Source organism: Tenacibaculum sp. E3R01 (assembly GCF_003318185.1).
Lineage (GTDB): Bacteria > Bacteroidota > Bacteroidia > Flavobacteriales > Flavobacteriaceae > Polaribacter > Polaribacter halocynthiae.
The window spans coordinates 50257-69480 of record NZ_QOCC01000025.1 but is presented as its reverse complement, the minus strand read 5'-3'; the positions used below and the strand labels follow the sequence as shown (position 1 = coordinate 69480).

The window sequence follows — 19224 nt, the reverse complement described above, 5'->3', positions numbered from 1 at the left end:
ATTTAACCTTAAGACCAACAAATATACTATATATAGATTATAGCTCTTTATATATTGCTTTAATTTTCTTTGCTATAATTTCGTCATTAAATTGTTGTGCAAAATCAAACCCTTTATTCACCATCTCTTCCTTTTTATTTTTTGAATTTAATAATAATTCTATAGCCTCTGTCATTTCCTTTATATTATAAGGATCAACATATAAAGAGTCTGGCCCACCTGCTTCAGGAAACACTCCCTCTTTTGATGTTATAACTGGCGTTTTTGAAAATAAAGCCTCTATTATAGGAATACCGAATCCTTCAAAAATACTTGGATAAATAAAAATTTCGGCTAATTGATATACTATAGATAGTTCTTTTAACGTTAATCCTTCTAGAAAATAGATTTTGTTTTCTAAATTATTTTTCTGAATATAATCTTCAATTTGAGTATAATATTTTGTTTTTCTTCCTACAATAACTAAAGGAATATCAATTTCTTTTACAGCTTTTACAATACTCAACGCATTTTTTCTTTCTTCAATTGTTCCTACATTTAATAAAAAGGTATCAGGTATCTTATATTTATCAAGAAACTCTTTTTTTTCTATAACACTTCTTTCCTCTTTAAAAACGTTGTTACAGCCTTGATAGACAACTTCAATTTTTGACGGATCAATTTTTAAAAAAGTAATAATATCTTTTTTAGTTTGCTCGCTAATCGCAATTACTTTATTGGCATTTTTCGCAGCATATTTAAACTTTTTAAAATGAATTTTTCTATCAAAAAATGAATATAATTTAGGATAACGCATAAATATTAAATCATGAATTGTTACTACCGATTTAATTTTATTTTTTGTTAGTCCTCTTGGTATTTCTCCAGATAAGCCATGAAACACATCTACTCCATCACTTTTAATTTGTTTTAATACAGCTGTTTGACGCCATAAAGAAGAATACTTTTTCCAAAATTTTGTATTTGGTAAAACTTCATGCATTGATTGAGTTAGTTCTAATCTATATACTTTTTTTGGCTTTGGGTTATATAAATAATAAGTACTCTTAGGATAAAATTTTGCTAAAATTCTTATCAAATCTCTGCTATAATTCCCTAAACCAGTAGTATTATGAAAAACACGTTTAGCATCAAACCCTATCTTCATTTATTTATTATTTAATAGTGTTAATTCTTTATATCTTTTTGCAACTCCATACGCCATTAAGTATGAAAATATAATTCCCTCTTTCCCATCTAAAAAGCCTAATTTAAAAATGTAATGAATTAAAAATCTAATAAAAGGCTTTATATATAAATGAAATATTGTTACTTTTTTTTCTTTAGCAAATAACTCTTGTGCTCTAAGTTTTGCATAATAATTCATTTTTTTCTTAAAGTGTGTATAATCTTTGTACGTATAATGATTTAATCTACCTTCTAAATTTTCTAATTTCCCTGTTGTTTTTATTGTTTCATGTACAATTCCTTCGTAAAAACAATGTTTTTTATTAAAAAGACGAACTATTTTACTAGAATAGCCTCCAAACTGTAGTCTTTTATTCTCAACGTAGCTGTTTCTTCTTATATAAAAACCTACATAGTTTAACTCCTTAGAAAATATCTCTTTAATTTCTTTCCTCAACTCATCTGTAACTTCCTCATCAGCATCAACAATCAAAACCCAATCGTTTGAAGCTTTTTGTATTGCATAATTTTTTTGTGAAGAAAAATCATCAAACTTCCTTTGAAGTAAAGTTACATTGTTCTTTTTAACAATAGTAACTGTTTTATCTGAACTATATGAATCAATTACAATAATTTCATCTGCAAAAAAAACAGAATCCAACGCTCTTTGAATGTTGGATTCTTCATTTAATGTAGGTATTATTATTGTTAGTTTGGTCAATTATCTATTTTTTGTCAAATATATTATTTTAAAAACTTAGATATAGCATATATATTTCCCAAATACTTAAATTTATTTCTAAACTGCAACATCATACTCACGTAAAGCATCATTTAAAGATGTTTTTTTGTTAGTACTTTCTTTACGTTTACCTATAATTAATGCACAAGGTACTTGATATTCACCAGCTGCAAACTTTTTAGTATAACTTCCAGGAATTACAACAGAACGAGCAGGAACTACACCTTTCATTTCAATTGGCTCATTTCCTGTAACATCGATAATTTTTGTACTCATTGTTAATACAACATTGGCTCCTAAAACAGCTTCTTTTTCTACTTTTACACCTTCAACTACTATACAGCGAGATCCTATAAAAGCACCATCTTCAATAATTACTGGTGCAGCTTGTAAAGGCTCTAAAACACCACCTATACCAACTCCTCCTGATAAATGAACATTTTTACCTATTTGTGCACATGAACCAACAGTTGCCCATGTATCTACCATTGTTCCTTCATCAACATAAGCACCAATATTTACATAACTTGGCATTAAGATTGTTCCTGAAGAAATATATGCTCCATGACGAGCTACTGCATTAGGAACAACTCTAATTCCTCTTTCTTTATAATTTCTCTTTAATGGAATTTTATCATGATATTCAAAAATACCTGCTTCTAATGTTTCCATTTTTTGAATAGGGAAATATAATACTACAGCCTTTTTTACCCATTCATTTACTTGCCAACCATTTTCTATTGGTTCGGCTACTCTTAAATCACCTGCATCCAATAAATCAACTACTTTTCTAATAGCACTTATTGTTTCTTCTTCCTTTAATAAATCTCGGTTATCCCAAGCTTTTTCTATAATAGATTGTAACTCTGTCATCTTTAATTAATTTGCTACAAATATAATTTGTGTTCATGAATTAAGCACGAAGATACATTTTTTAAACAGATAATTTACTCTTGTTAAAAATCATTACTTTTGCCTAAAACAGAAAGTATGGGCCGTGTTTTAGCTATTGATTTTGGAAAGAAAAGAACTGGTATTGCAGTAACAGATGAGCTGCAAATTATAGCTTCTGGTTTAACTACTATTGACACTAATAATCTGATTTCTTTTTTAAAAGATTATATCACTAAAGAAACTGTTGATTTGTTTCTTGTTGGTAAACCAAAACAGTTAAATAATACTGATAGCGAAAGTGAAGTTTTAATTACTCCTTTTCTAGAGAAAATTTCGAAAGCAATCCCTAATATTCCTATAAAGCGTATTGATGAACGATTTACTTCAAAAATGGCTTTTCAAACAATGATTGATAGCGGACTTAAGAAGAAGCAACGCCAAAATAAAGCTTTAGTTGATGAAATTAGTGCTACAATCATTCTTCAATCTTATTTATACAATAAATAATTTTATACAAACTCCTTTCTTTGTATTTTTGCCGACACTAAAAAATAAATAAATGATTTTACCAATTGTTGCATACGGTGATCCTGTATTACGTAAAGTAGGAAAAGATATTGATGCTGACTATCCTGAATTAAGTAAATTAATTACTAATATGAAGGAAACTATGTATAACGCTAATGGTTTAGGTTTAGCTGCTCCACAAATTGGAAAAGATATTCGTTTGTTTCTTATTGATGCATCTCCTTTTAAAGATAATGAAGAACTTGATGAAGAGGAACGTGAAATTTTAGGTAATTTTAATCGTGTTTTTATCAATGCTAAAATTATAAAAGAAGAAGGAGATGAATGGGCTTTTAATGAAGGTTGTTTAAGTATTCCGTCAGTAAATGAAGATGTGTGGAGACAAGAAACAATTACAATAGAATATCAAGATGAAAACTTCAAAAAGCATACTGAAGTACTAAGTGGGTTGGCTGCAAGAGTTTTTCAACATGAATATGATCATATTGAAGGAGTTTTATTTACTGATAAATTATCATCATTAAAAAAACGATTAATTAAGAAAAAATTAGAAAACATTTCAAAAGGAAAGGTAAACGCTGATTATAGAATGCGTTTTCCTAATGCTAAGAGAAAATAAAAAACAAGACATTAATAATATAAATATATGGAGTTTAACAAAATTATATCTGTAACTGGAAAACCTGGTTTATTTGAAATCTTATCACAAACAAAAACTGGTGTGATTGTTAAGTCAATTACTGACGGTAAACGTTTTCCTATTACAGCTACTCATAACGTAAGTTTATTAGAGAATATTGCTATTTATACATATGAAGAAGAGGTTCCATTAGCTAAAGTTATAAAAAACATAGCCGATAAAGAAGACGGAAAAGAAACAATTTCTCACAAAGAAAGTTCTAATAAACTAGTTGCTTATTTTAGTGAAGTTTTACCAAACTTTGATGAAGAACGTGTGTATGCTTCAAACATTAAGAAAGTAATTCAATGGTATAATTCTTTAGTTAAAGCTGGATTTGATTTTAGTTCTTTAATTGAAAAAGAAGTAGTTTCTGAAGAAGAAGAATAAAACATGTATACTCGAAAAAATCAATTAGAAGCTTTTAATCGTTTGTTAGATATTATGGATGAACTTCGAGAGAAGTGTCCATGGGATAAAAAACAAACCTTAGAAAGTTTACGTCATTTAACTATTGAAGAAACCTATGAGTTAGCTGATGCTATTTTAGATAATGATTTAGAAGAGATAAAAAAAGAATTAGGCGATGTGCTTTTGCACATCGTTTTTTATGCTAAAATAGGAAGTGAAAAAGGTGCTTTTGATATTGCAGATATAGCAAATTCTATTTCTGATAAGTTAATTAATAGACATCCTCATATTTATGGTGATATTAAGGTTAACAATGAAGAAGAAGTAAAGCAAAATTGGGAAAAACTTAAGCTTAAAGAAGGTAAAAACTCTGTGTTAGAAGGAGTTCCTAAAAGTTTACCTACCTTAATAAAAGCAAGTAGAATTCAGGATAAAGTTGCTGGAGTTGGTTTTGACTGGGAAGAACCACATCAAGTTTGGGAAAAGGTACAGGAAGAAATATCTGAACTTAATGAAGAAATTAAAAATAAGAACCAAGAAAAAACTGAAAAAGAGTTTGGTGATGTATTATTTTCAATGATAAATTACGCTCGTTTTATTGGTGTTAACCCTGAAAATGCTCTTGAAAAAACTAATAAAAAATTTATAAATAGATTCCAGTTTTTAGAAGAGGCTGTAAAAAAAGAAGGCAAAGAATTATCTGACATGACTTTAAGTGAAATGGATGTTTACTGGGAAAAATCAAAAGCTTATTTTAAATAACTAAATTTACTTTATCTTCTTTTTTTAGTAAAAAAATTATAGTTTTTTCATATAATCAATAATAGCCTTTCTAATATCAAATGCTTTTTCTATGGATTTTGGCTTATAGATAGATAAAACTTCAGGGTTTTTATTTGATAAAAAAGGAATATCAAACCCTTTTAAAAGGTAATCAGAAAAAGCTACTTTATATACTTTATTTTCATCAATTTTTTTAACCTTTACATACCAATTACCAGATTTCTTTGATACATTATAACGTTGTAAAAATGCACCTGTTCCGGAAGCTGATAATCCGAAATCTAAAACTTTTTTAAGCAAACTTCCTTTTATCTCAACTTTCAATATTGCCCCACCATATGGCAACACTCTAAAAACATCTACAGCAGTAATTTTCCCTTCAAGTACATCATCAATTCTAATTGAACCTCCATTAACCAAAGCGCAGTCTACTTTATCATTATAAGCATAACTCATAGCTTTAGTTATCATATTACCCATATTAGTTTGAATACTGCGTACAGGTGTATCACGAGCTTCTAAAGGTTCTTTTGTATTAAAAATAACTTCATTAGGGCTTGCTACTACTTCTTTAATTTTAGTGTTTAAAATCCCTTCCCACTTACTAACAATATTTTCTATTTTTTTATTTGGAATAATTGATTTATTGATTTCTTTTAATTCAGATTTAACTTTTACTTTTTTTGTTAATCTATCATATTCAAATCTATGAATATAAACTGTTTTCGCATTTGCATCAGCTTTCGCTATTATAACATTATTTATATTCTCATAACTATTTGTATGTTCATGCCCTCCCATTATTAATGCTAAATCAGGTAGTAATTTTGCAATTATTCTATCCTGTTCAACTTTTACATGTGTCAAACCTAAAACAATATCAACTTTGGGTTTAATTTCATTATAAGCCCTCTTTATTTCTTCAAACATATCACCATAAAAAACATAGTTTTTAGGGTTAGAAGGTATACAAACACTAATAAAACCAACTCTTAAAATAGATCCATCTGAGTTTTTAAATTCTTTTATATAAGAATCTTTAAGTATTTGTTTTTTTTGATTTTTAATTTTATAAAAATACTTTTTACTTTCAACTTGTTTATGAAGAACATTTGCAGAAATCCAATCAAAATTACTTTCGTTTAATCTTTTTTGTAAATTAGTATAACTTAAATCAAATTCATGGTTACCAAAAGCTACTAAATCAAAATTCATAGCATTCATTACTTCAACCATTTGCTTACCTCTAACACGTTCTCCATTTATTTTTAATGTACCAAGTAAAGAAGGGTTTAAAAAATCACCAGCTAGAACTAACATTGAATTTTTATTCTCTTTTAGCACTTCTTGATGAATAGTTTCAACTCTTGCCATACCTCCAAATTTTCCATTTTGAATTGGAGCTATTTCATATACGTCATTGAGTTGTACTATTGAAAAATAAGTTTTGTTTGGTGCTTTTTTAAATGAGTAGTTTGATTGTTTTAGTAAAGCTTTAGATGCTTTATTTTGTGTACTACAACTAAAATAAAGTAGTAGTAATGGTAAAAAGAAAAATAATTGCTTTTTAAGTTTCATTAAGGCTAATTTTAAAAAGCCAAAATTACAATATTAATGAACATAATAACGTGTATTATATCGTATTAATTTTCTGTAAGCGACTAATTCTGGAAATTGATAGAAGAAATTTATTTTCTTTTGTGCGATTGTTTTTGGATTTTTTACTTTTTTCTTTAAAACAAAATATGTCCAACTTTCAACTATATCTTCTTCAGGACTTTCTGCTGCATAATCTGTAACAAAATCTGCAAGGTTATCAAAATACAATCCATTTAATTTTTCTACACAACTTTCTTCTGTAAAACAATGCCTTTCCTTTATAACATCCCACTTTTCTAACAATCTACCCTTCCAAAACAAAGACACAAACCTATTTAAATAACTATTTTTGTACGCTTCACCTTCTAAAGTAAGATATAAACCTCCCTCATCTTGAAGTATTTTGTTGGTTGGCTTTATCTGAGTATTGTTAAGTGTTAATAAATGCCCAAATTCATGAACTAAAGTATAAACTGATTCTTGTAGTCTTTTTTTGTTTTTTGATTTAAAATTAACATCTAAAGTATCAATAACTAATTGCCATTTATCATTTTTAGAACTTAAAGCTCCCAATGCACCAGTTTTTTCATCTAAACCATCAGAAATAAGCACTAATTTTTTAATGTATTTTTTTGTGATTGATTTAGGGAAAATCTCATAAAAAGTTTGCCAATGAAGAGCAGCTAACTTGTCATTTTTAGAATAGTTTTTAATAAATCTACCATTCCTTATATTCCACGTCCCTATGTTTTCATCATCTGAAGAATAATGAAAAAAAGAAAAAGTAATAAAAAAAGTAACAACTATAAACTTCATAATTCTAAAAAACTTCTAGTGCCTTGTTATATGCACTTTCAAAACTCATTGGTTTAATATTGGTATTAACTTTATTAGAGGTAAAATAAGACAACAATTTCTCTGTTGGCATATTACCTGTTAAATCATCTTTAGCCATAGGACAACCACCATAACCTTTTATAGCTCCATCAAAACGTTTACAACCAGACCTGTATGCACTATCAACTTTTTCAAACCAAGTGTCAGGAGTTGTATGTAAATGTGCTCCAAATTCTATTTCAGGGTATTGAGGAATTAAATTAGTAAACAGATACTCAATTACTTGTGGGGTTGAGCTACCTATTGTGTCAGATAAAGATAACACTTTCACTCCTAAATTACAAAGTTTTTCTGTCCATTCTCCAACAATATCAACATCCCAAGGATCTCCATAAGGATTCCCAAACCCCATTGATAAATAAGCAACTACTTCTTTATTGGTTCTTGTGGCAATTGACAAAACTTCTTTTAATGTATCTATAGATTGTTCAATTGTTTTATGCGTATTACGCATTTGAAAATTTTCAGATATAGAAAAAGGGTATCCTAAGTAATCAATTTCGTCAAAACATGATGCATCATTAGCTCCTCTAACATTAGCAACAATAGCTAACAATTTACTTTCTGTATCTGCTAGATTTAATTTTGATAAAACATAAGCAGTATCACGCATTTGTGGTATTGCCTTAGGTGAAACAAAACTACCAAAATCAATAGTATCAAAACCTACTTTAAGTAAAGAGTTTATATATTTTGCCTTAGAATCTGTAGAAATAAAATGACTCTTAATTCCTTGCATTGCATCTCTAGGGCATTCAATAATTTTAACTCTATCATTCATCGCGCCAAATATACATATTTTCATTAGTTTTTTATTTTAAATTTTGATATAATAATTTAATACTTATAAAAAAAGTAATTTCTCATCTCTTTCTTTATTTTTATAAGCATAAAACTTTTTTATAAAAAAGTGTCACACATTAAAAATTAGATTGTCATTAGGTTAGAATATATTTATTGGAATCGCAAAATTTACATATCAACCAACTAATCGAACGCTGTAAGAAGAACGATAATAATGCGCAAATGCAAGTATATAAAAGCTATTATAAAGCAATGTATAATACCGCATTTCGCATATTAAAAGACGAATTTGAAGCTGAAGATCTAATGCAAGAAGCTTTTCTTACTGCATTTACAAAATTACACACTTTTAAAGGTGAAGTAGCTTTTGGTGCTTGGTTAAAAAGAATTGTAATAAACAAAAGTTTAACACAATTAAAAAAAAACAATCGCTACGATGAAGTAAAAATGGATGTAATTCCTAATAATGAAGTTGAGAGTGATACAATTAATTACAACGATTTAGATATACAAGAAGTATTAAAAGTAATTCAAAGTTTAAAAGATAATTACCGTTTAACACTTACTCTAAACCTTATTGAAGGGTATGATTACGAAGAAATAGCTCAAATTTTAAATTACACCAATGAAAATGTTAGAACAACTATTTCTAGAGCAAAGAAAAAGTTAAAGCAAATTTTAATTGGAAATGATGTTAAAACAAAAATATATGGTAGATAAATTACTTGTCTTTTTTTATGAAAATGACTTTGATATTCATGAACCACGTTCTGGTCATTTTGACCGATTTAGACAAAAATTAAAGTTACTACTTTTTTAAAAAGATGTAGTATTAAATAAATTAATAAGAATTTATAAAATGAAATTTTATGGCAGATAAATTACATAACTTTTTTCATGATAATGATTTCGATATTCATGAACCTCATTCTGGTCATCTTATTAGATTTCAACGCAAGTTACAAACTCCTAAAAAAAGAACATTTACTTCATGGAAATGGATGAGTATAGCAGCTTCTGTTATATTAGTTTTAGGATTTTATCTAGGTAATATTCAAAACACAAAAGCACAATATGGTTTAGCTGGAATATCTCCTAAAATGGCCGAAGCTGAAACTTTTTTTGTTTCAACAATTAAGCAAGAATTAAAAGAAGTTGAAAAGCATAGAAATATTGAAACTGAAACCCTAATTGAAGATGCTCTTGATAAATTTGAAGACCTTGAAGATAAATTTAAAACATTCTCTAAAGAGCTACTTAAAAATGAAAACAAAAGGTATATAATACAAAGAATGATAAATAATTACCAACAGAGATTAGATATTTTAGGAGAATTACTTACCCAATTGGAATATCAAAAAAACCCAACAAAATTTGAAATTAAATATGATGAAATTATATAAAACACTTTTATTAGTTATTAGCTTAACTCCTGCTCTATTATTCTCAAATACAATTAATGATAATAGTAGTAAAAAGCATGAAAAAAGTAAGACCATTAAAAAACAATTTTCAGTAAATAGTAATGCTACACTATATATTAAAAACAAATATGGAAACATTAATGTAACTACATGGAATGAAAATCGTATACAAATTGATGTGAAAATTACTGTAAAGGGAAATAGTTTAGATAAAGTAGAAAATAAACTAGATGCTATTACTGTTGATTTTGAAGCTACTAAAAATTTAGTAGAAGCCAGAACTAGAATAGAAAAAACAAAATCTAGTTGGTCATCATGGTGGAAAAGTAATAATATTAATTTTAAAATTAATTATTTTATTAAAATGCCAGTAACAAATAATGCAGATTTTAATAATGCATATGGAAATATCGAAATTGATGTACTTGAAGGAAAAACAAACATTAATTGTGATTATGGAAATATTGATATAGATAAACTAACCAATATTAACAATACTATAAATTTAGATTATTGCGGTGCTTCGGAAATTAACTATATAAAATCTGGTAACATCTCTATAGATTATTCTAAATTAAGAATTAATAATTCTGAAAAACTAAAAATTAATGCTGATTACTCTGCAGTAAAAATTCAAAACTCTAATACTATAAACTTTAATAGTGATTATGGTAGTCTTATTGTTAATAATGTTGAAAATATATATGGTAATTCTGATTATGCAGGTGTAAAAATTGGTACTTTAAAAAAGAACCTCGAAATAAATACAGATTACGGAAGTGTTAAAATACAAAACATAGCAAATAATTTTGAAAAAATAAGTATCGATGGTAGTTATGCAGGCATAAAACTAGGAACAAGCAGTACAAATAATTTCAAATTCACTATGAGTTTAGGATATGCAAGTTTCAATTATCCGAAAGATAAAGTAGAGATGTATAAAAGCATTAAAAAATCCTCAAAAAAATATTATGAAGGAGTATTCGGGAACTCAAATAGTAATTCTGTAATTAATATAAAGTCAAGTTACGGAGGGGTTTCTTTAAAAACAAATGACTAAAACAATTATAAAAACTTTAAAAATGAAAAAATCAATAATAATATTAATAGCAATAAGCATGAGCTTAACATCACAAGCTCAAAGTTGGTGGAGTTCAAAAAAAGTAAAAGGAAATGGTAATGTAACTACAGAAACAAGAAAAGTGAATGATTTTGATAGAGTTAACGTTGGCGGCTCTTTTGATGTTAGACTTGTAGAAGGTAATGAAGGTAAAATATCAATTGAAGGTGAAGAAAATATTATTCCTTACATTGAAACAATTGTAAAAAACAACAAACTAAAAATTAAATTCAAAAAGAATATTAATATAAGAACTACTAAAAAACTTGTTGTTACTGTTTCTTTTGAAAGTATTGATGGTGTATCTTTAGAAGGCTCAGGAAACGTTGTAGTAAATAAAAAAATTAAAGAAGAAGATATTTCATTCAGTATAGCTGGGTCTGGAAACATAAAAGCTATGGTTAATGCTAAAACAATAAGAGCTTCTATTGGAGGCTCAGGAAATATTAAATTAAAAGGAAGTACGAATAATTTTAAATGCTCTATCGCTGGTTCAGGAGATGTTAAAGCATATGAATTAAAAACTTCTTATTTAAAAGCTAGCATAGCAGGATCAGGAGATATACAAACATCTGTATCTAAAAAAATAAAGGCTAACGTAGTTGGCTCTGGGAATATTTATTATAAAGGAAAACCAAAACATGTAGACACTAACTCTGTTGGTTCTGGAAATGTTATTAGTCGAAACTAATATTCATACTTCTTTCATATTAAAAAAGTTATAATCCTATAAAATTACCTTTTATGGGATTATAACTTTTTAGTTTATAAAAATACTATTAATTAAAAATTAATCTTCTTCAATAATAATAACTTCATCACACGTTAAACCGCCAGATGAAACACCTCTCACCTTAATTTTTCCATTTTTAAAATTATTCCCTAATTGTATCGTAACTTTATTATTATCAATCCCTGACAAAAATTCAATATCTCCTGAAATTATTTCCCATTTTACAATTGGATCTGATAGATTTGTAACATATTCATAAACTATTGGAGTACCAATATTCAATGTTGAATTTCTTTGAAAACAACAAACTGTTCCTGTAAAATTAAGGTCAGTTAATTTAGGTTCATTTTCTAAACAAAGCCCAAACGTATTATCTTTCAAACTTATTGTTGGTGAATCATTTTCATTACACGAAAAGAATAACACTGTTACTAAAAGAATTACTGATTTAATGTTTTTCATAATAGTTTTATATTTAATTAATATACTTTTCTATATAGTCTTAAAATAAAAAAAAGGTTGCGTCTAGAAAGCAACCCTAAATAAAAAAGCTAAACTGTATATTATTTAAATTAACTACTCATTGACTTAACGTATTATGGAACTATCAAAAATTATAAAGCAACTTACTAGTAATTTTTTGTTTCTTATATAAAATCTTCTTTTTATAATAAGTAAAAATTAAATATATCCTAATATCTAATTTTTACAAAAAATCATAGATATGTTTATTTCTTAAAATTAATTTGCTTGACTTTCTATCTTTTCTACATTTGAACCGTAAAATACTTTTAAAAATGAACAGAAAAGAATTACTAAAGCTAGCAGACACATACGGTTGTCCGTTATATGTTTATGATACAGATGTAATAATTAATCAATATAAAAAAATTACAAACGCTTTTTCTAAAGTTAAAAATGTAAAGATAAATTATGCAACAAAAGCACTATCTAATATTAACATATTAAAAGTTTTTAATTCTTTAAAAAGTGGATTAGATACGGTATCAATACAGGAAGTAAAACTAGGGCTATTGGCTGGTTTTGAACCAAAAGATATTATATACACCCCTAATGGAGTTTCTTTACAAGAAATAGAAAAAGTAGCTAAATTAGGTGTGCAAATTAATATTGATAACTTATCAATATTAGAACTTTTTGGTCAAAAACACCCTGAAATACCTGTTTGTATAAGAATAAACCCACACGTTATGGCTGGTGGAAACAGTAAAATATCTGTTGGTCATATTGATTCTAAGTTTGGTATTTCAATACACCAAGTACCACATATAAAAAGAGTTGTTGAAAATACAGGCATGCATATAAATGGTATTCATATGCATACTGGATCAGATATTTTAGATATTGATACCTTTTTAAGGGCTACTGAAATTTTATTTGATGTGGCTAAGCAGTTTAAAAATATAGATTTTATTGATTTTGGAAGCGGTTTTAAAGTTCCATACAAAAAAGATGATATTTCAACAAACATTGATGAATTAGGTAAAAAACTATCAACAAGGTTTAATGATTTCTGTAAAAATTACGGTAAAGATGTAACCTTAATGTTTGAACCAGGAAAGTTTTTAGTAAGTGAATCTGGTTATTTTCTAGCTAAAGTAAATGTTATAAAACAAACAACATCTACTGTTTTTGCTGGTATTGATAGTGGTTTAAATCACCTTATTAGACCAATGTTTTATAATTCATACCATCATATTGAAAATATATCTAATCCTAAAGGTAGAGAACGATTTTATAGTATAGTTGGATACATATGTGAAAACGATACTTTTGGTTCTAATAGACGAATTTCAGAAATAGCTGAAGATGATATATTATGTTTCCATAATGCGGGTGCATATTGTTTTTCTATGGCTTCAAACTACAACTCAAGGTATAGACCTGCAGAAGTTATGCTTTATAAAGGGAAAGACTATTTAATTAGAAAAAGAGAAACCTTTGAAGACATAGTACGAAATCAAGAACAAGTAGTTATTAACTAAAATAAAACTCCAATATTTTTTAGAAAATATTGGAGTTTTTTAATACAATCCTTTCATCGAATTATATTAGAATTGGTTAGAAGTTACAGATAAATTCCCCTATTTATCTATCCGTTTTGCAAACATACTATAAATAAAAGAAAATTATTACAGGAAAAACCCTGTTTTTATTCATAAAAAAATCCGCTATAAGCGGATTTTTAATATATTATATGTAATAAACTATTACTTTTCAGCAACAACTTCAAATACAATATCTGCTACTACTGCTCTGTGTAAACGAACAGCTGCATTATATTTACCTAATCTTTTAACATTACCTCCAGTAACTTTGATAAATTTTCTATCTATCTCAGTTCCTGCTTTTGATAATGCAACAGCAACATCAGCATTGTTTACAGATCCAAATAATTTGTCTCCTGTACCAACTTTAGAAGCTATTTTAAGTTCATATCCTTTAATAGTATCTGCTAATTTAGTAGCATCTTCTATTAATTTAGCTTCCTTAAAAGCACGTTGCTTTAAGTTTTCTGCTAATACTTTTTTAGCTGAAGAAGTAGCTAAAATTGCATATCCTTGAGGTATTAGGCAGTTACGTCCATAACCATTCTTAACGGTTACAACATCGTCTTTAAAACCTAAGTTTTCTACGTCTTGTTTTAATATCAATTCCATGTTTCTACTTCTTTATTATTTTAACATATCACCAACGTATGGCATTAAAGCTAAGTGACGAGCTCTTTTAATAGCCTGTGCAACTTTACGTTGATATTTTAATGATGTTCCTGTTAAACGTCTTGGTAAAATTTTACCTTGTTCGTTTACTAAATACATTAAGAAACTAGCATCTTTATAATCGATGTATTTAATATCATTTTTCTTAAAACGACAGTATTTTGCTTCTTTTTTAGTTTCAATGTCAAGTGGAGTTAAGTAACGTACTTCTCCTTGCTTGTTTCCTTTTGCTTGTTGATCTATAGACGACATAGGTTACTTTTTTGATGATTTAACACGTTCTTTTCTCTTCTCAGCCCAAGCCGCAGCATGTTTATCTAACCTTACAGTTAAATAACGCATAATGCTATCATCACGTCTAAATTCTAATTCAAACGGAGTAATAGTATCTCCTGATGCTTTAAACTCGATTAAGTGGTAAAATCCACTTTTCTTTTTTTCAATTGGGTAAGCTAATTTCTTTAAGCCCCAATTTTCTTTGTAAATCACCTCTGCACCCTTTGAAGTCAAATAATCTTCAAATTTCTGCACTGTTTCCTTTATCTGACCTTCAGATAAAACGGGATTCAAAATGAAAACAGTTTCGTAATGGTTCATAATTAAAAATTTTATTTTAAGGGTGCAAATATATAAAAAATAGACTATATATATAACAACTACACGCTATATTTTTTTATTTGTTTTTTGAGTAAGTTTGTAACCCTTCTAAAATTTCAAAAATATGTTAATCTCTGAATTACCTAATATTATTCATTTTGCTATTCCTTTTTTTATAATTACAGTACTTATTGAAGTAATTTTAACTGTAAAAGTAAAAATGGAAAATTATGAATATATAGATTCCTTAACTTCAATAACGATGGGCTTAGGTAATGTTTGTATAGGATTATTTACTAAAGGAATTACATTCGCTTTCTTATTATTTATATATGAATACCGCTTTTTTACAATTCCCTTTATTTGGTGGTCGTGGTTAATTTTATTGTTTGCTGAAGATTTAGTGTATTACTGGAATCATAGAATTGCACATGAAAGTAGGTTATTTTGGGCTAGTCATGTGGTACATCATTCCTCAAAAAAATATAATTTATCAACGGCTTTACGACAAACTTGGTCTGGTAGTTTTTATACTTTTATTTTCTGGACTCCCCTAGCCCTTATAGGGTTTCATCCTGTAATGATTTTAATGCAAATGAGTATAAGCCTTTTATATCAATACTGGATTCATACTGAATTAATTTACAAACTACCAAATTGGTTTGAAGCAATTTTTAACACTCCTAGTCACCATAGAGTTCATCATGCAACAAATCCACAATATTTAGACAGAAATCATGCTGGTATCTTTATTATATGGGATAAATTATTTGGCACATTTGAACCAGAAATAGAAAAACCTATATATGGTTTAGTTAGTAATATTAACACATACAATCCTATTAAAGTTGCTTTTCATGAGTGGTTCAATATGCTATCAGATTTTTTATTTTCTAAAACATCTATTATAAATAAACTTAAATACTTGATTAAACCACCAGGATGGAAACATGATGGTAGTGGTAAATTATCTACTGATTTAAGAAAAGAATGGAGTGCAAAAAAAAAGAGATAAATTAATAATTTATCTCTTTTTTATATTTTTTACTTTTTAAATTATTGATTCCCAAGGATAATTGGCATTCCACTATTACCTGAACCTATAATCACAACTTTACTGTTTGGTGATTCAGATAATTTCATTGTTGCTTCAATACCTTTATCACGTAGAATTTTATCAGTAAGTGAAGCACTTAAAATTTTGTTTGCATCTGCTTTTCCTTTTGCTTCAATTATCTGTTTTTCAGCTTCTTTTTGTGCAGTTACTAACCTAAACTCATATTCTAATGACTCTTGTTCTTGCTTTAGTTTTCGTTCAATTGCTGATTTGATAGTAGCTGGTAAAGTAACATCTCTAACTAATACTTCATTTAATTGAATATGTTGCTTGTCTAATATTTTCTTTGTTTCAACAAATATCTCTTCTTGAATTACATCTCTTTTACTAGAGTATAATTGTTCCGGTGTATAACGACCTACAACACTTCTAGCAGCAGAACGAATGGCTGGTTGAATAACTCTTGAAATATAATTTTCTCCTTTTTCTTTATGTAATAACCCTAAATTTTCTGATTGTGGTTGAAACCATGCAGAAGCTTCTAATTGAATTTCTAATCCATTTGAAGATAAAACTTGCATTTTTTCAAAAATTTCTTGTTGACGTACTTCATACACGAAAACCTTATTCCATGGAGCCACAATATGAAAACCTTCACCTAATGATGGTTCATCTGTTACTACACCACCTCCAAAAGTTTTATACAAAACTCCAGCTTGACCTGACTTTATAGTTTCTGTTGATTTTGAAAAAGCTATAATTGTAATTACAGCTAATAAAACTACCATAAAACCTCCTTTAGGAAACTTTAAATCTAATTGCCTGTTATTGTTCATTGTTTTTTATTTCAAATGTACAATTAAATTCACTAATTACAATTTTGATATTCGCATTCTTCAGTCTTTAACTCAAATTCAATAGTTATGTGTTCTAAATGGTATTTATCATGTAATTCTTTTTTCAAAGTTCCTTTTAAAACAGCAATCTCTTTTAAATTACTATTATTTTTTAAAACAACATGAACAGTAAGAATAGTATACTCTCCATCCATAGTCCAAAGATGAAAATCATGAACATCTTCAACTGAAGGATTTTTTAATATATAATTTTTAATATCTTCTATCGATAAATTTTCAGGAATCCCTTGAAGAATTACAGCTAAGCTTTCTTTCATATTCTTGTAAACATTAAAGAGAACATATAATGCTATTAATAATGATAAAATTGGATCTAAAATTGGAAAATCCCAAAACTGCATTATAATACTTGCAATAAGTACAGCAACCCAACCCAGAACGTCTTCTATTAAATGTAAATAAACCACTTTTTCATTAATGGTTGTTCCTTTTTTTAATTTAAAAACAGCGGCTCCATTTACAAGTATCCCTAAAAGAGCCAACCACATCATTCCTTTTGCATCAGAATATTCTGGGTTCATAATTCTTGGTATCGCCTCTTTTATTATAAAAATTGAACCAATAATTAATATTATTGAATTTATAATAGCTCCTAAAAGAGACAATCTTTTAAATCCATATGTATACTTCTTAGTTGGTTTTTTAGTTGACTTTTTCTCAAAATACCATGCCAATCCCAAACTTAAGCTATCACCTAAATCATGTAAAGCATCTGACATTATAGCTAAACTATTAGTAAAAAACCCTCCTATGAACTCAATTATAGTAAAAGTTAAATTTAAAAAGAAAGCTGTCGCTAAATTTTCTGAAGAATTATTATGCGAATGATTGTGTCCCATTTTATTACTTTATTTACAAGACAATTAATTTACAAAAAAGATGTATGATTTATAAATAAAATGTGGTTACATTTCTGTAACCACATAATTATATTTTTTAATGAGCATGTCCATCCATGCCACCAGACATTTGCATAAGTTTACCTTTTAAAAAATGCGCTCCAGATATTACCACACTTACATTAAAATTATCTTCTTCTATCTCTTTAATTTCTACAAAACCTTTATCTGTATTTCCTAATCTAACCTCTACAGGTATAAATTCAGTTTCATTCATAGCAATGAAAATAAAATTCTTTCCTTCATTCTCTATAACAGCATTTTCAGAAATAGCATATACTTTGCTCCCTTCCAATAAAACTTCAGCATTGATAAACATACCTGACTTCAACCTTCCTTCTGGGTCTTCAAAATGACCATGAACATTTACTGTTTTAGTTTTATCGTCAACCTTTTGACTAATTAGCTTAATGTAGCCTTCATATTGTAGATTTAATCCGGATGGTTTAAATGAAAAATCACTTCCTTTTTTTATTCTAGTTATATCAGAACCAAAAACATTTAATTCTGCATGAATATGATCATTATCAATCACTTCAATCATTTCAGAATTAGCCATTAAAAATTTTCCTTTATTTATATTATTTTCAACTACAAAGCCTGTTATAGGAGACTTAACATATACATATTGTTGAATTCCTTTTTTATTTATAGTAACAGGATTTAAACCTGCCATTTTCAATTGAGAAGCATAACTACTTACCAAACTTTGCAACGACTTATACCTTCCTTCAGATGCTTGAAAAGATTTTTTAGAAGTTATATCTTTTTCTAATAGCATTTTTTTTCTATCATAATCAGCTTTAGCTACATTACAATTATTTATTGACTCTAAATACGAGTACTGAAGTTTTATAAAATTAGGGTGCTCCAAAACTGCTACAGTTTGCCCTTTAGTTACTTTATCACCTGGCAATACATCAGTACTATAAACAAATGCTTCCATTGGTGCATAAATTGTAGCTTTATTTTGTGGAGGAGCTTCAATAGTTCCAGTTACAGCTATTCTATTTCTTATTAATTTTTTACTAAGCACTTCTATTTTTAAGTCAGCATTTTGTATTTGCTCCTTTGTTAAATGAAGTTTATTTTCTTCATGATTTTCTTCTTTAGATATTGTTGATTGTTTTTTTTGATCCTCTTTTGCATGGTCATGCCCTGAGTGATCTTCTTTTTTAGAATTACAACTTGTAATTATTATAAAAAGTAGTGGTATTATATATTTTTTCATC

The 19224-nt window shown here is 27.6% G+C and carries 23 protein-coding genes; 10 read left to right on the top strand and 13 right to left on the bottom strand.

Annotation, left to right across the window (positions count from 1 at the left end; genetic code table 11):
• Nucleotides 1-37 precede the first annotated feature (37 nt).
• The 3 genes from DS884_RS12930 to DS884_RS12920 form a co-directional block, all read right to left on the bottom strand.
• Nucleotides 38-1147 carry a glycosyltransferase family 4 protein gene (locus DS884_RS12930; protein ID WP_113787022.1) on the bottom strand — a complete coding sequence of 370 codons (1110 nt, stop codon included), beginning with the start codon at nucleotides 1145-1147 and terminating at the stop codon, nucleotides 38-40.
• Nucleotides 1148-1888 carry a glycosyltransferase family 2 protein gene (locus tag DS884_RS12925; protein WP_113787021.1) on the bottom strand — a complete coding sequence of 247 codons (741 nt, stop codon included), beginning with the start codon at nucleotides 1886-1888 and terminating at the stop codon, nucleotides 1148-1150.
• Between the two features lie 78 nt (nucleotides 1889-1966).
• Nucleotides 1967-2782, bottom strand: a complete 816-nt coding sequence (locus DS884_RS12920; RefSeq protein ID WP_093871026.1) for a 2,3,4,5-tetrahydropyridine-2,6-dicarboxylate N-succinyltransferase — start codon at nucleotides 2780-2782, stop codon at nucleotides 1967-1969.
• A gap of 117 nt (nucleotides 2783-2899) precedes the next feature.
• Here DS884_RS12920 and ruvX point away from each other — a divergent pair, with 117 nt between their 5' ends.
• Genes ruvX through mazG form a run of 4 tightly spaced genes read left to right on the top strand, consistent with a single transcriptional unit; the run spans nucleotide 2900 to nucleotide 5183 of the window.
• Nucleotides 2900-3310, top strand: a complete 411-nt coding sequence (gene ruvX / locus DS884_RS12915; RefSeq protein WP_093871025.1) for a Holliday junction resolvase RuvX — start codon at nucleotides 2900-2902, stop codon at nucleotides 3308-3310.
• Between the two features lie 52 nt (nucleotides 3311-3362).
• Nucleotides 3363-3950 (top strand): peptide deformylase, encoded by a 588-nt coding sequence (gene def / locus DS884_RS12910; RefSeq protein WP_093871024.1) that lies wholly within the window; start codon nucleotides 3363-3365, stop codon nucleotides 3948-3950.
• 27 nt (nucleotides 3951-3977) lie between these two features.
• A complete protein-coding gene (locus DS884_RS12905) occupies nucleotides 3978-4400 on the top strand; it encodes a DUF5606 domain-containing protein (protein WP_093871023.1) in 423 nt (140 codons plus the stop codon).
• A gap of 3 nt (nucleotides 4401-4403) precedes the next feature.
• Nucleotides 4404-5183 carry a nucleoside triphosphate pyrophosphohydrolase gene (mazG, locus tag DS884_RS12900; protein ID WP_113787020.1) on the top strand — a complete coding sequence of 260 codons (780 nt, stop codon included), beginning with the start codon at nucleotides 4404-4406 and terminating at the stop codon, nucleotides 5181-5183.
• A gap of 36 nt (nucleotides 5184-5219) precedes the next feature.
• Here mazG and DS884_RS12895 read toward each other — a convergent pair whose 3' ends face one another.
• From DS884_RS12895 to DS884_RS12885, 3 genes are read right to left on the bottom strand one after another with little or no spacing between them, the layout of a single operon-like run.
• Nucleotides 5220-6782 carry a bifunctional metallophosphatase/5'-nucleotidase gene (locus DS884_RS12895; protein ID WP_113787019.1) on the bottom strand — a complete coding sequence of 521 codons (1563 nt, stop codon included), beginning with the start codon at nucleotides 6780-6782 and terminating at the stop codon, nucleotides 5220-5222.
• A 33-nt stretch (nucleotides 6783-6815) separates the two neighbouring features.
• Nucleotides 6816-7619, bottom strand: coding sequence for a hypothetical protein (locus DS884_RS12890; protein ID WP_093871020.1), 804 nt, complete (start codon nucleotides 7617-7619; stop codon nucleotides 6816-6818).
• Nucleotides 7620-7623: 4 nt separating this feature from the next.
• On the bottom strand, nucleotides 7624-8481 hold the full coding sequence (locus DS884_RS12885; protein ID WP_113787018.1) for a hydroxymethylglutaryl-CoA lyase: 858 nt from the start codon (nucleotides 8479-8481) through the stop codon (nucleotides 7624-7626).
• A 176-nt stretch (nucleotides 8482-8657) separates the two neighbouring features.
• On the opposite strand from DS884_RS12885, the gene DS884_RS12880 reads away from it, so the two are divergent.
• The 4 genes from DS884_RS12880 (at nucleotide 8658) to DS884_RS12865 (ending at nucleotide 11739) form a co-directional block, all read left to right on the top strand.
• The gene (locus DS884_RS12880) at nucleotides 8658-9224 is read left to right on the top strand and encodes an RNA polymerase sigma factor (protein ID WP_113787017.1); all 567 of its coding nucleotides are present in this window, start codon (nucleotides 8658-8660) and stop codon (nucleotides 9222-9224) included.
• A gap of 149 nt (nucleotides 9225-9373) precedes the next feature.
• On the top strand, nucleotides 9374-9907 hold the full coding sequence (locus DS884_RS12875; protein WP_093871017.1) for a hypothetical protein: 534 nt from the start codon (nucleotides 9374-9376) through the stop codon (nucleotides 9905-9907).
• Nucleotides 9891-10988 carry a hypothetical protein gene (locus tag DS884_RS12870; RefSeq protein ID WP_147239410.1) on the top strand — a complete coding sequence of 366 codons (1098 nt, stop codon included), beginning with the start codon at nucleotides 9891-9893 and terminating at the stop codon, nucleotides 10986-10988. The genes DS884_RS12875 and DS884_RS12870 overlap by 17 nt, the downstream gene beginning before the upstream one ends.
• A 22-nt stretch (nucleotides 10989-11010) precedes the next feature.
• Nucleotides 11011-11739, top strand: coding sequence for a head GIN domain-containing protein (locus DS884_RS12865; RefSeq protein ID WP_158530843.1), 729 nt, complete (start codon nucleotides 11011-11013; stop codon nucleotides 11737-11739).
• A 99-nt stretch (nucleotides 11740-11838) separates the two neighbouring features.
• Here the strand turns inward: DS884_RS12865 and DS884_RS12860 are convergent, their stop codons facing one another.
• Entirely contained in the window at nucleotides 11839-12243 is a 405-nt protein-coding gene (locus DS884_RS12860) for a hypothetical protein (protein WP_093871014.1), read from the bottom strand.
• A gap of 323 nt (nucleotides 12244-12566) precedes the next feature.
• On the opposite strand from DS884_RS12860, the gene lysA reads away from it, so the two are divergent.
• Nucleotides 12567-13787, top strand: a complete 1221-nt coding sequence (gene lysA / locus DS884_RS12855; protein ID WP_255414828.1) for a diaminopimelate decarboxylase — start codon at nucleotides 12567-12569, stop codon at nucleotides 13785-13787.
• A 225-nt stretch (nucleotides 13788-14012) separates the two neighbouring features.
• Here lysA and rplI read toward each other — a convergent pair whose 3' ends face one another.
• From rplI to rpsF, 3 genes are read right to left on the bottom strand one after another with little or no spacing between them, the layout of a single operon-like run.
• The gene (gene rplI / locus DS884_RS12850; RefSeq protein ID WP_093871012.1) at nucleotides 14013-14462 is read right to left on the bottom strand and encodes a 50S ribosomal protein L9; all 450 of its coding nucleotides are present in this window, start codon (nucleotides 14460-14462) and stop codon (nucleotides 14013-14015) included.
• A gap of 15 nt (nucleotides 14463-14477) precedes the next feature.
• Nucleotides 14478-14774 (bottom strand): 30S ribosomal protein S18, encoded by a 297-nt coding sequence (gene rpsR / locus DS884_RS12845; protein ID WP_093871011.1) that lies wholly within the window; start codon nucleotides 14772-14774, stop codon nucleotides 14478-14480.
• A gap of 3 nt (nucleotides 14775-14777) precedes the next feature.
• Nucleotides 14778-15119 (bottom strand): 30S ribosomal protein S6, encoded by a 342-nt coding sequence (gene rpsF / locus DS884_RS12840; protein ID WP_093871010.1) that lies wholly within the window; start codon nucleotides 15117-15119, stop codon nucleotides 14778-14780.
• A gap of 124 nt (nucleotides 15120-15243) precedes the next feature.
• Here rpsF and DS884_RS12835 point away from each other — a divergent pair, with 124 nt between their 5' ends.
• Nucleotides 15244-16134 (top strand): sterol desaturase family protein, encoded by an 891-nt coding sequence (locus DS884_RS12835; RefSeq protein WP_113787013.1) that lies wholly within the window; start codon nucleotides 15244-15246, stop codon nucleotides 16132-16134.
• Nucleotides 16135-16175: 41 nt separating this feature from the next.
• Here DS884_RS12835 and DS884_RS12830 read toward each other — a convergent pair whose 3' ends face one another.
• The 3 genes from DS884_RS12830 to DS884_RS12820 all read right to left on the bottom strand — a co-directional run bounded on the left by DS884_RS12830 (nucleotide 16176) and on the right by DS884_RS12820 (nucleotide 19223).
• Nucleotides 16176-16964 carry a prohibitin family protein gene (locus DS884_RS12830; RefSeq protein WP_369813937.1) on the bottom strand — a complete coding sequence of 263 codons (789 nt, stop codon included), beginning with the start codon at nucleotides 16962-16964 and terminating at the stop codon, nucleotides 16176-16178.
• Nucleotides 16965-17044: 80 nt separating this feature from the next.
• Nucleotides 17045-17932: a cation diffusion facilitator family transporter gene (locus tag DS884_RS12825; RefSeq protein ID WP_093871007.1), complete on the bottom strand. Its 888-nt coding sequence runs from the start codon at nucleotides 17930-17932 to the stop codon at nucleotides 17045-17047.
• A gap of 97 nt (nucleotides 17933-18029) precedes the next feature.
• Nucleotides 18030-19223: an efflux RND transporter periplasmic adaptor subunit gene (locus DS884_RS12820; RefSeq protein WP_158530842.1), complete on the bottom strand. Its 1194-nt coding sequence runs from the start codon at nucleotides 19221-19223 to the stop codon at nucleotides 18030-18032.
• Nucleotide 19224: the final 1 nt, after the last annotated feature.

Excerpts from the sequence above, each read along its gene's own strand:
- DS884_RS12885 (WP_113787018.1), bottom strand. The coding sequence starts at position 8,481 with ATGAATGATAGAGTTAAAATTATTGAATGCCCTAGAGATGCAATGCAA.
- DS884_RS12820 (WP_158530842.1), bottom strand. The coding sequence starts at position 19,223 with ATGAAAAAATATATAATACCACTACTTTTTATAATAATTACAAGTTGT.
- rpsR (WP_093871011.1), bottom strand. The coding sequence starts at position 14,774 with ATGTCGTCTATAGATCAACAAGCAAAAGGAAACAAGCAAGGAGAAGTA.
- rpsF (WP_093871010.1), bottom strand. The coding sequence starts at position 15,119 with ATGAACCATTACGAAACTGTTTTCATTTTGAATCCCGTTTTATCTGAA.
- def (WP_093871024.1), top strand. The coding sequence starts at position 3,363 with ATGATTTTACCAATTGTTGCATACGGTGATCCTGTATTACGTAAAGTA.
- DS884_RS12895 (WP_113787019.1), bottom strand. The coding sequence starts at position 6,782 with ATGAAACTTAAAAAGCAATTATTTTTCTTTTTACCATTACTACTACTT.
- DS884_RS12920 (WP_093871026.1), bottom strand. The coding sequence starts at position 2,782 with ATGACAGAGTTACAATCTATTATAGAAAAAGCTTGGGATAACCGAGAT.
- DS884_RS12865 (WP_158530843.1), top strand. The coding sequence starts at position 11,011 with ATGAAAAAATCAATAATAATATTAATAGCAATAAGCATGAGCTTAACA.
- DS884_RS12825 (WP_093871007.1), bottom strand. The coding sequence starts at position 17,932 with ATGGGACACAATCATTCGCATAATAATTCTTCAGAAAATTTAGCGACA.
- mazG (WP_113787020.1), top strand. The coding sequence starts at position 4,404 with ATGTATACTCGAAAAAATCAATTAGAAGCTTTTAATCGTTTGTTAGAT.
- DS884_RS12870 (WP_147239410.1), top strand. The coding sequence starts at position 9,891 with ATGATGAAATTATATAAAACACTTTTATTAGTTATTAGCTTAACTCCT.
- rplI (WP_093871012.1), bottom strand. The coding sequence starts at position 14,462 with ATGGAATTGATATTAAAACAAGACGTAGAAAACTTAGGTTTTAAAGAC.
- DS884_RS12835 (WP_113787013.1), top strand. The coding sequence starts at position 15,244 with ATGTTAATCTCTGAATTACCTAATATTATTCATTTTGCTATTCCTTTT.
- DS884_RS12875 (WP_093871017.1), top strand. The coding sequence starts at position 9,374 with ATGGCAGATAAATTACATAACTTTTTTCATGATAATGATTTCGATATT.
- DS884_RS12905 (WP_093871023.1), top strand. The coding sequence starts at position 3,978 with ATGGAGTTTAACAAAATTATATCTGTAACTGGAAAACCTGGTTTATTT.
- DS884_RS12860 (WP_093871014.1), bottom strand. The coding sequence starts at position 12,243 with ATGAAAAACATTAAATCAGTAATTCTTTTAGTAACAGTGTTATTCTTT.
- ruvX (WP_093871025.1), top strand. The coding sequence starts at position 2,900 with ATGGGCCGTGTTTTAGCTATTGATTTTGGAAAGAAAAGAACTGGTATT.
- DS884_RS12890 (WP_093871020.1), bottom strand. The coding sequence starts at position 7,619 with ATGAAGTTTATAGTTGTTACTTTTTTTATTACTTTTTCTTTTTTTCAT.
- DS884_RS12830 (WP_369813937.1), bottom strand. The coding sequence starts at position 16,964 with ATGGTAGTTTTATTAGCTGTAATTACAATTATAGCTTTTTCAAAATCA.
- DS884_RS12930 (WP_113787022.1), bottom strand. The coding sequence starts at position 1,147 with ATGAAGATAGGGTTTGATGCTAAACGTGTTTTTCATAATACTACTGGT.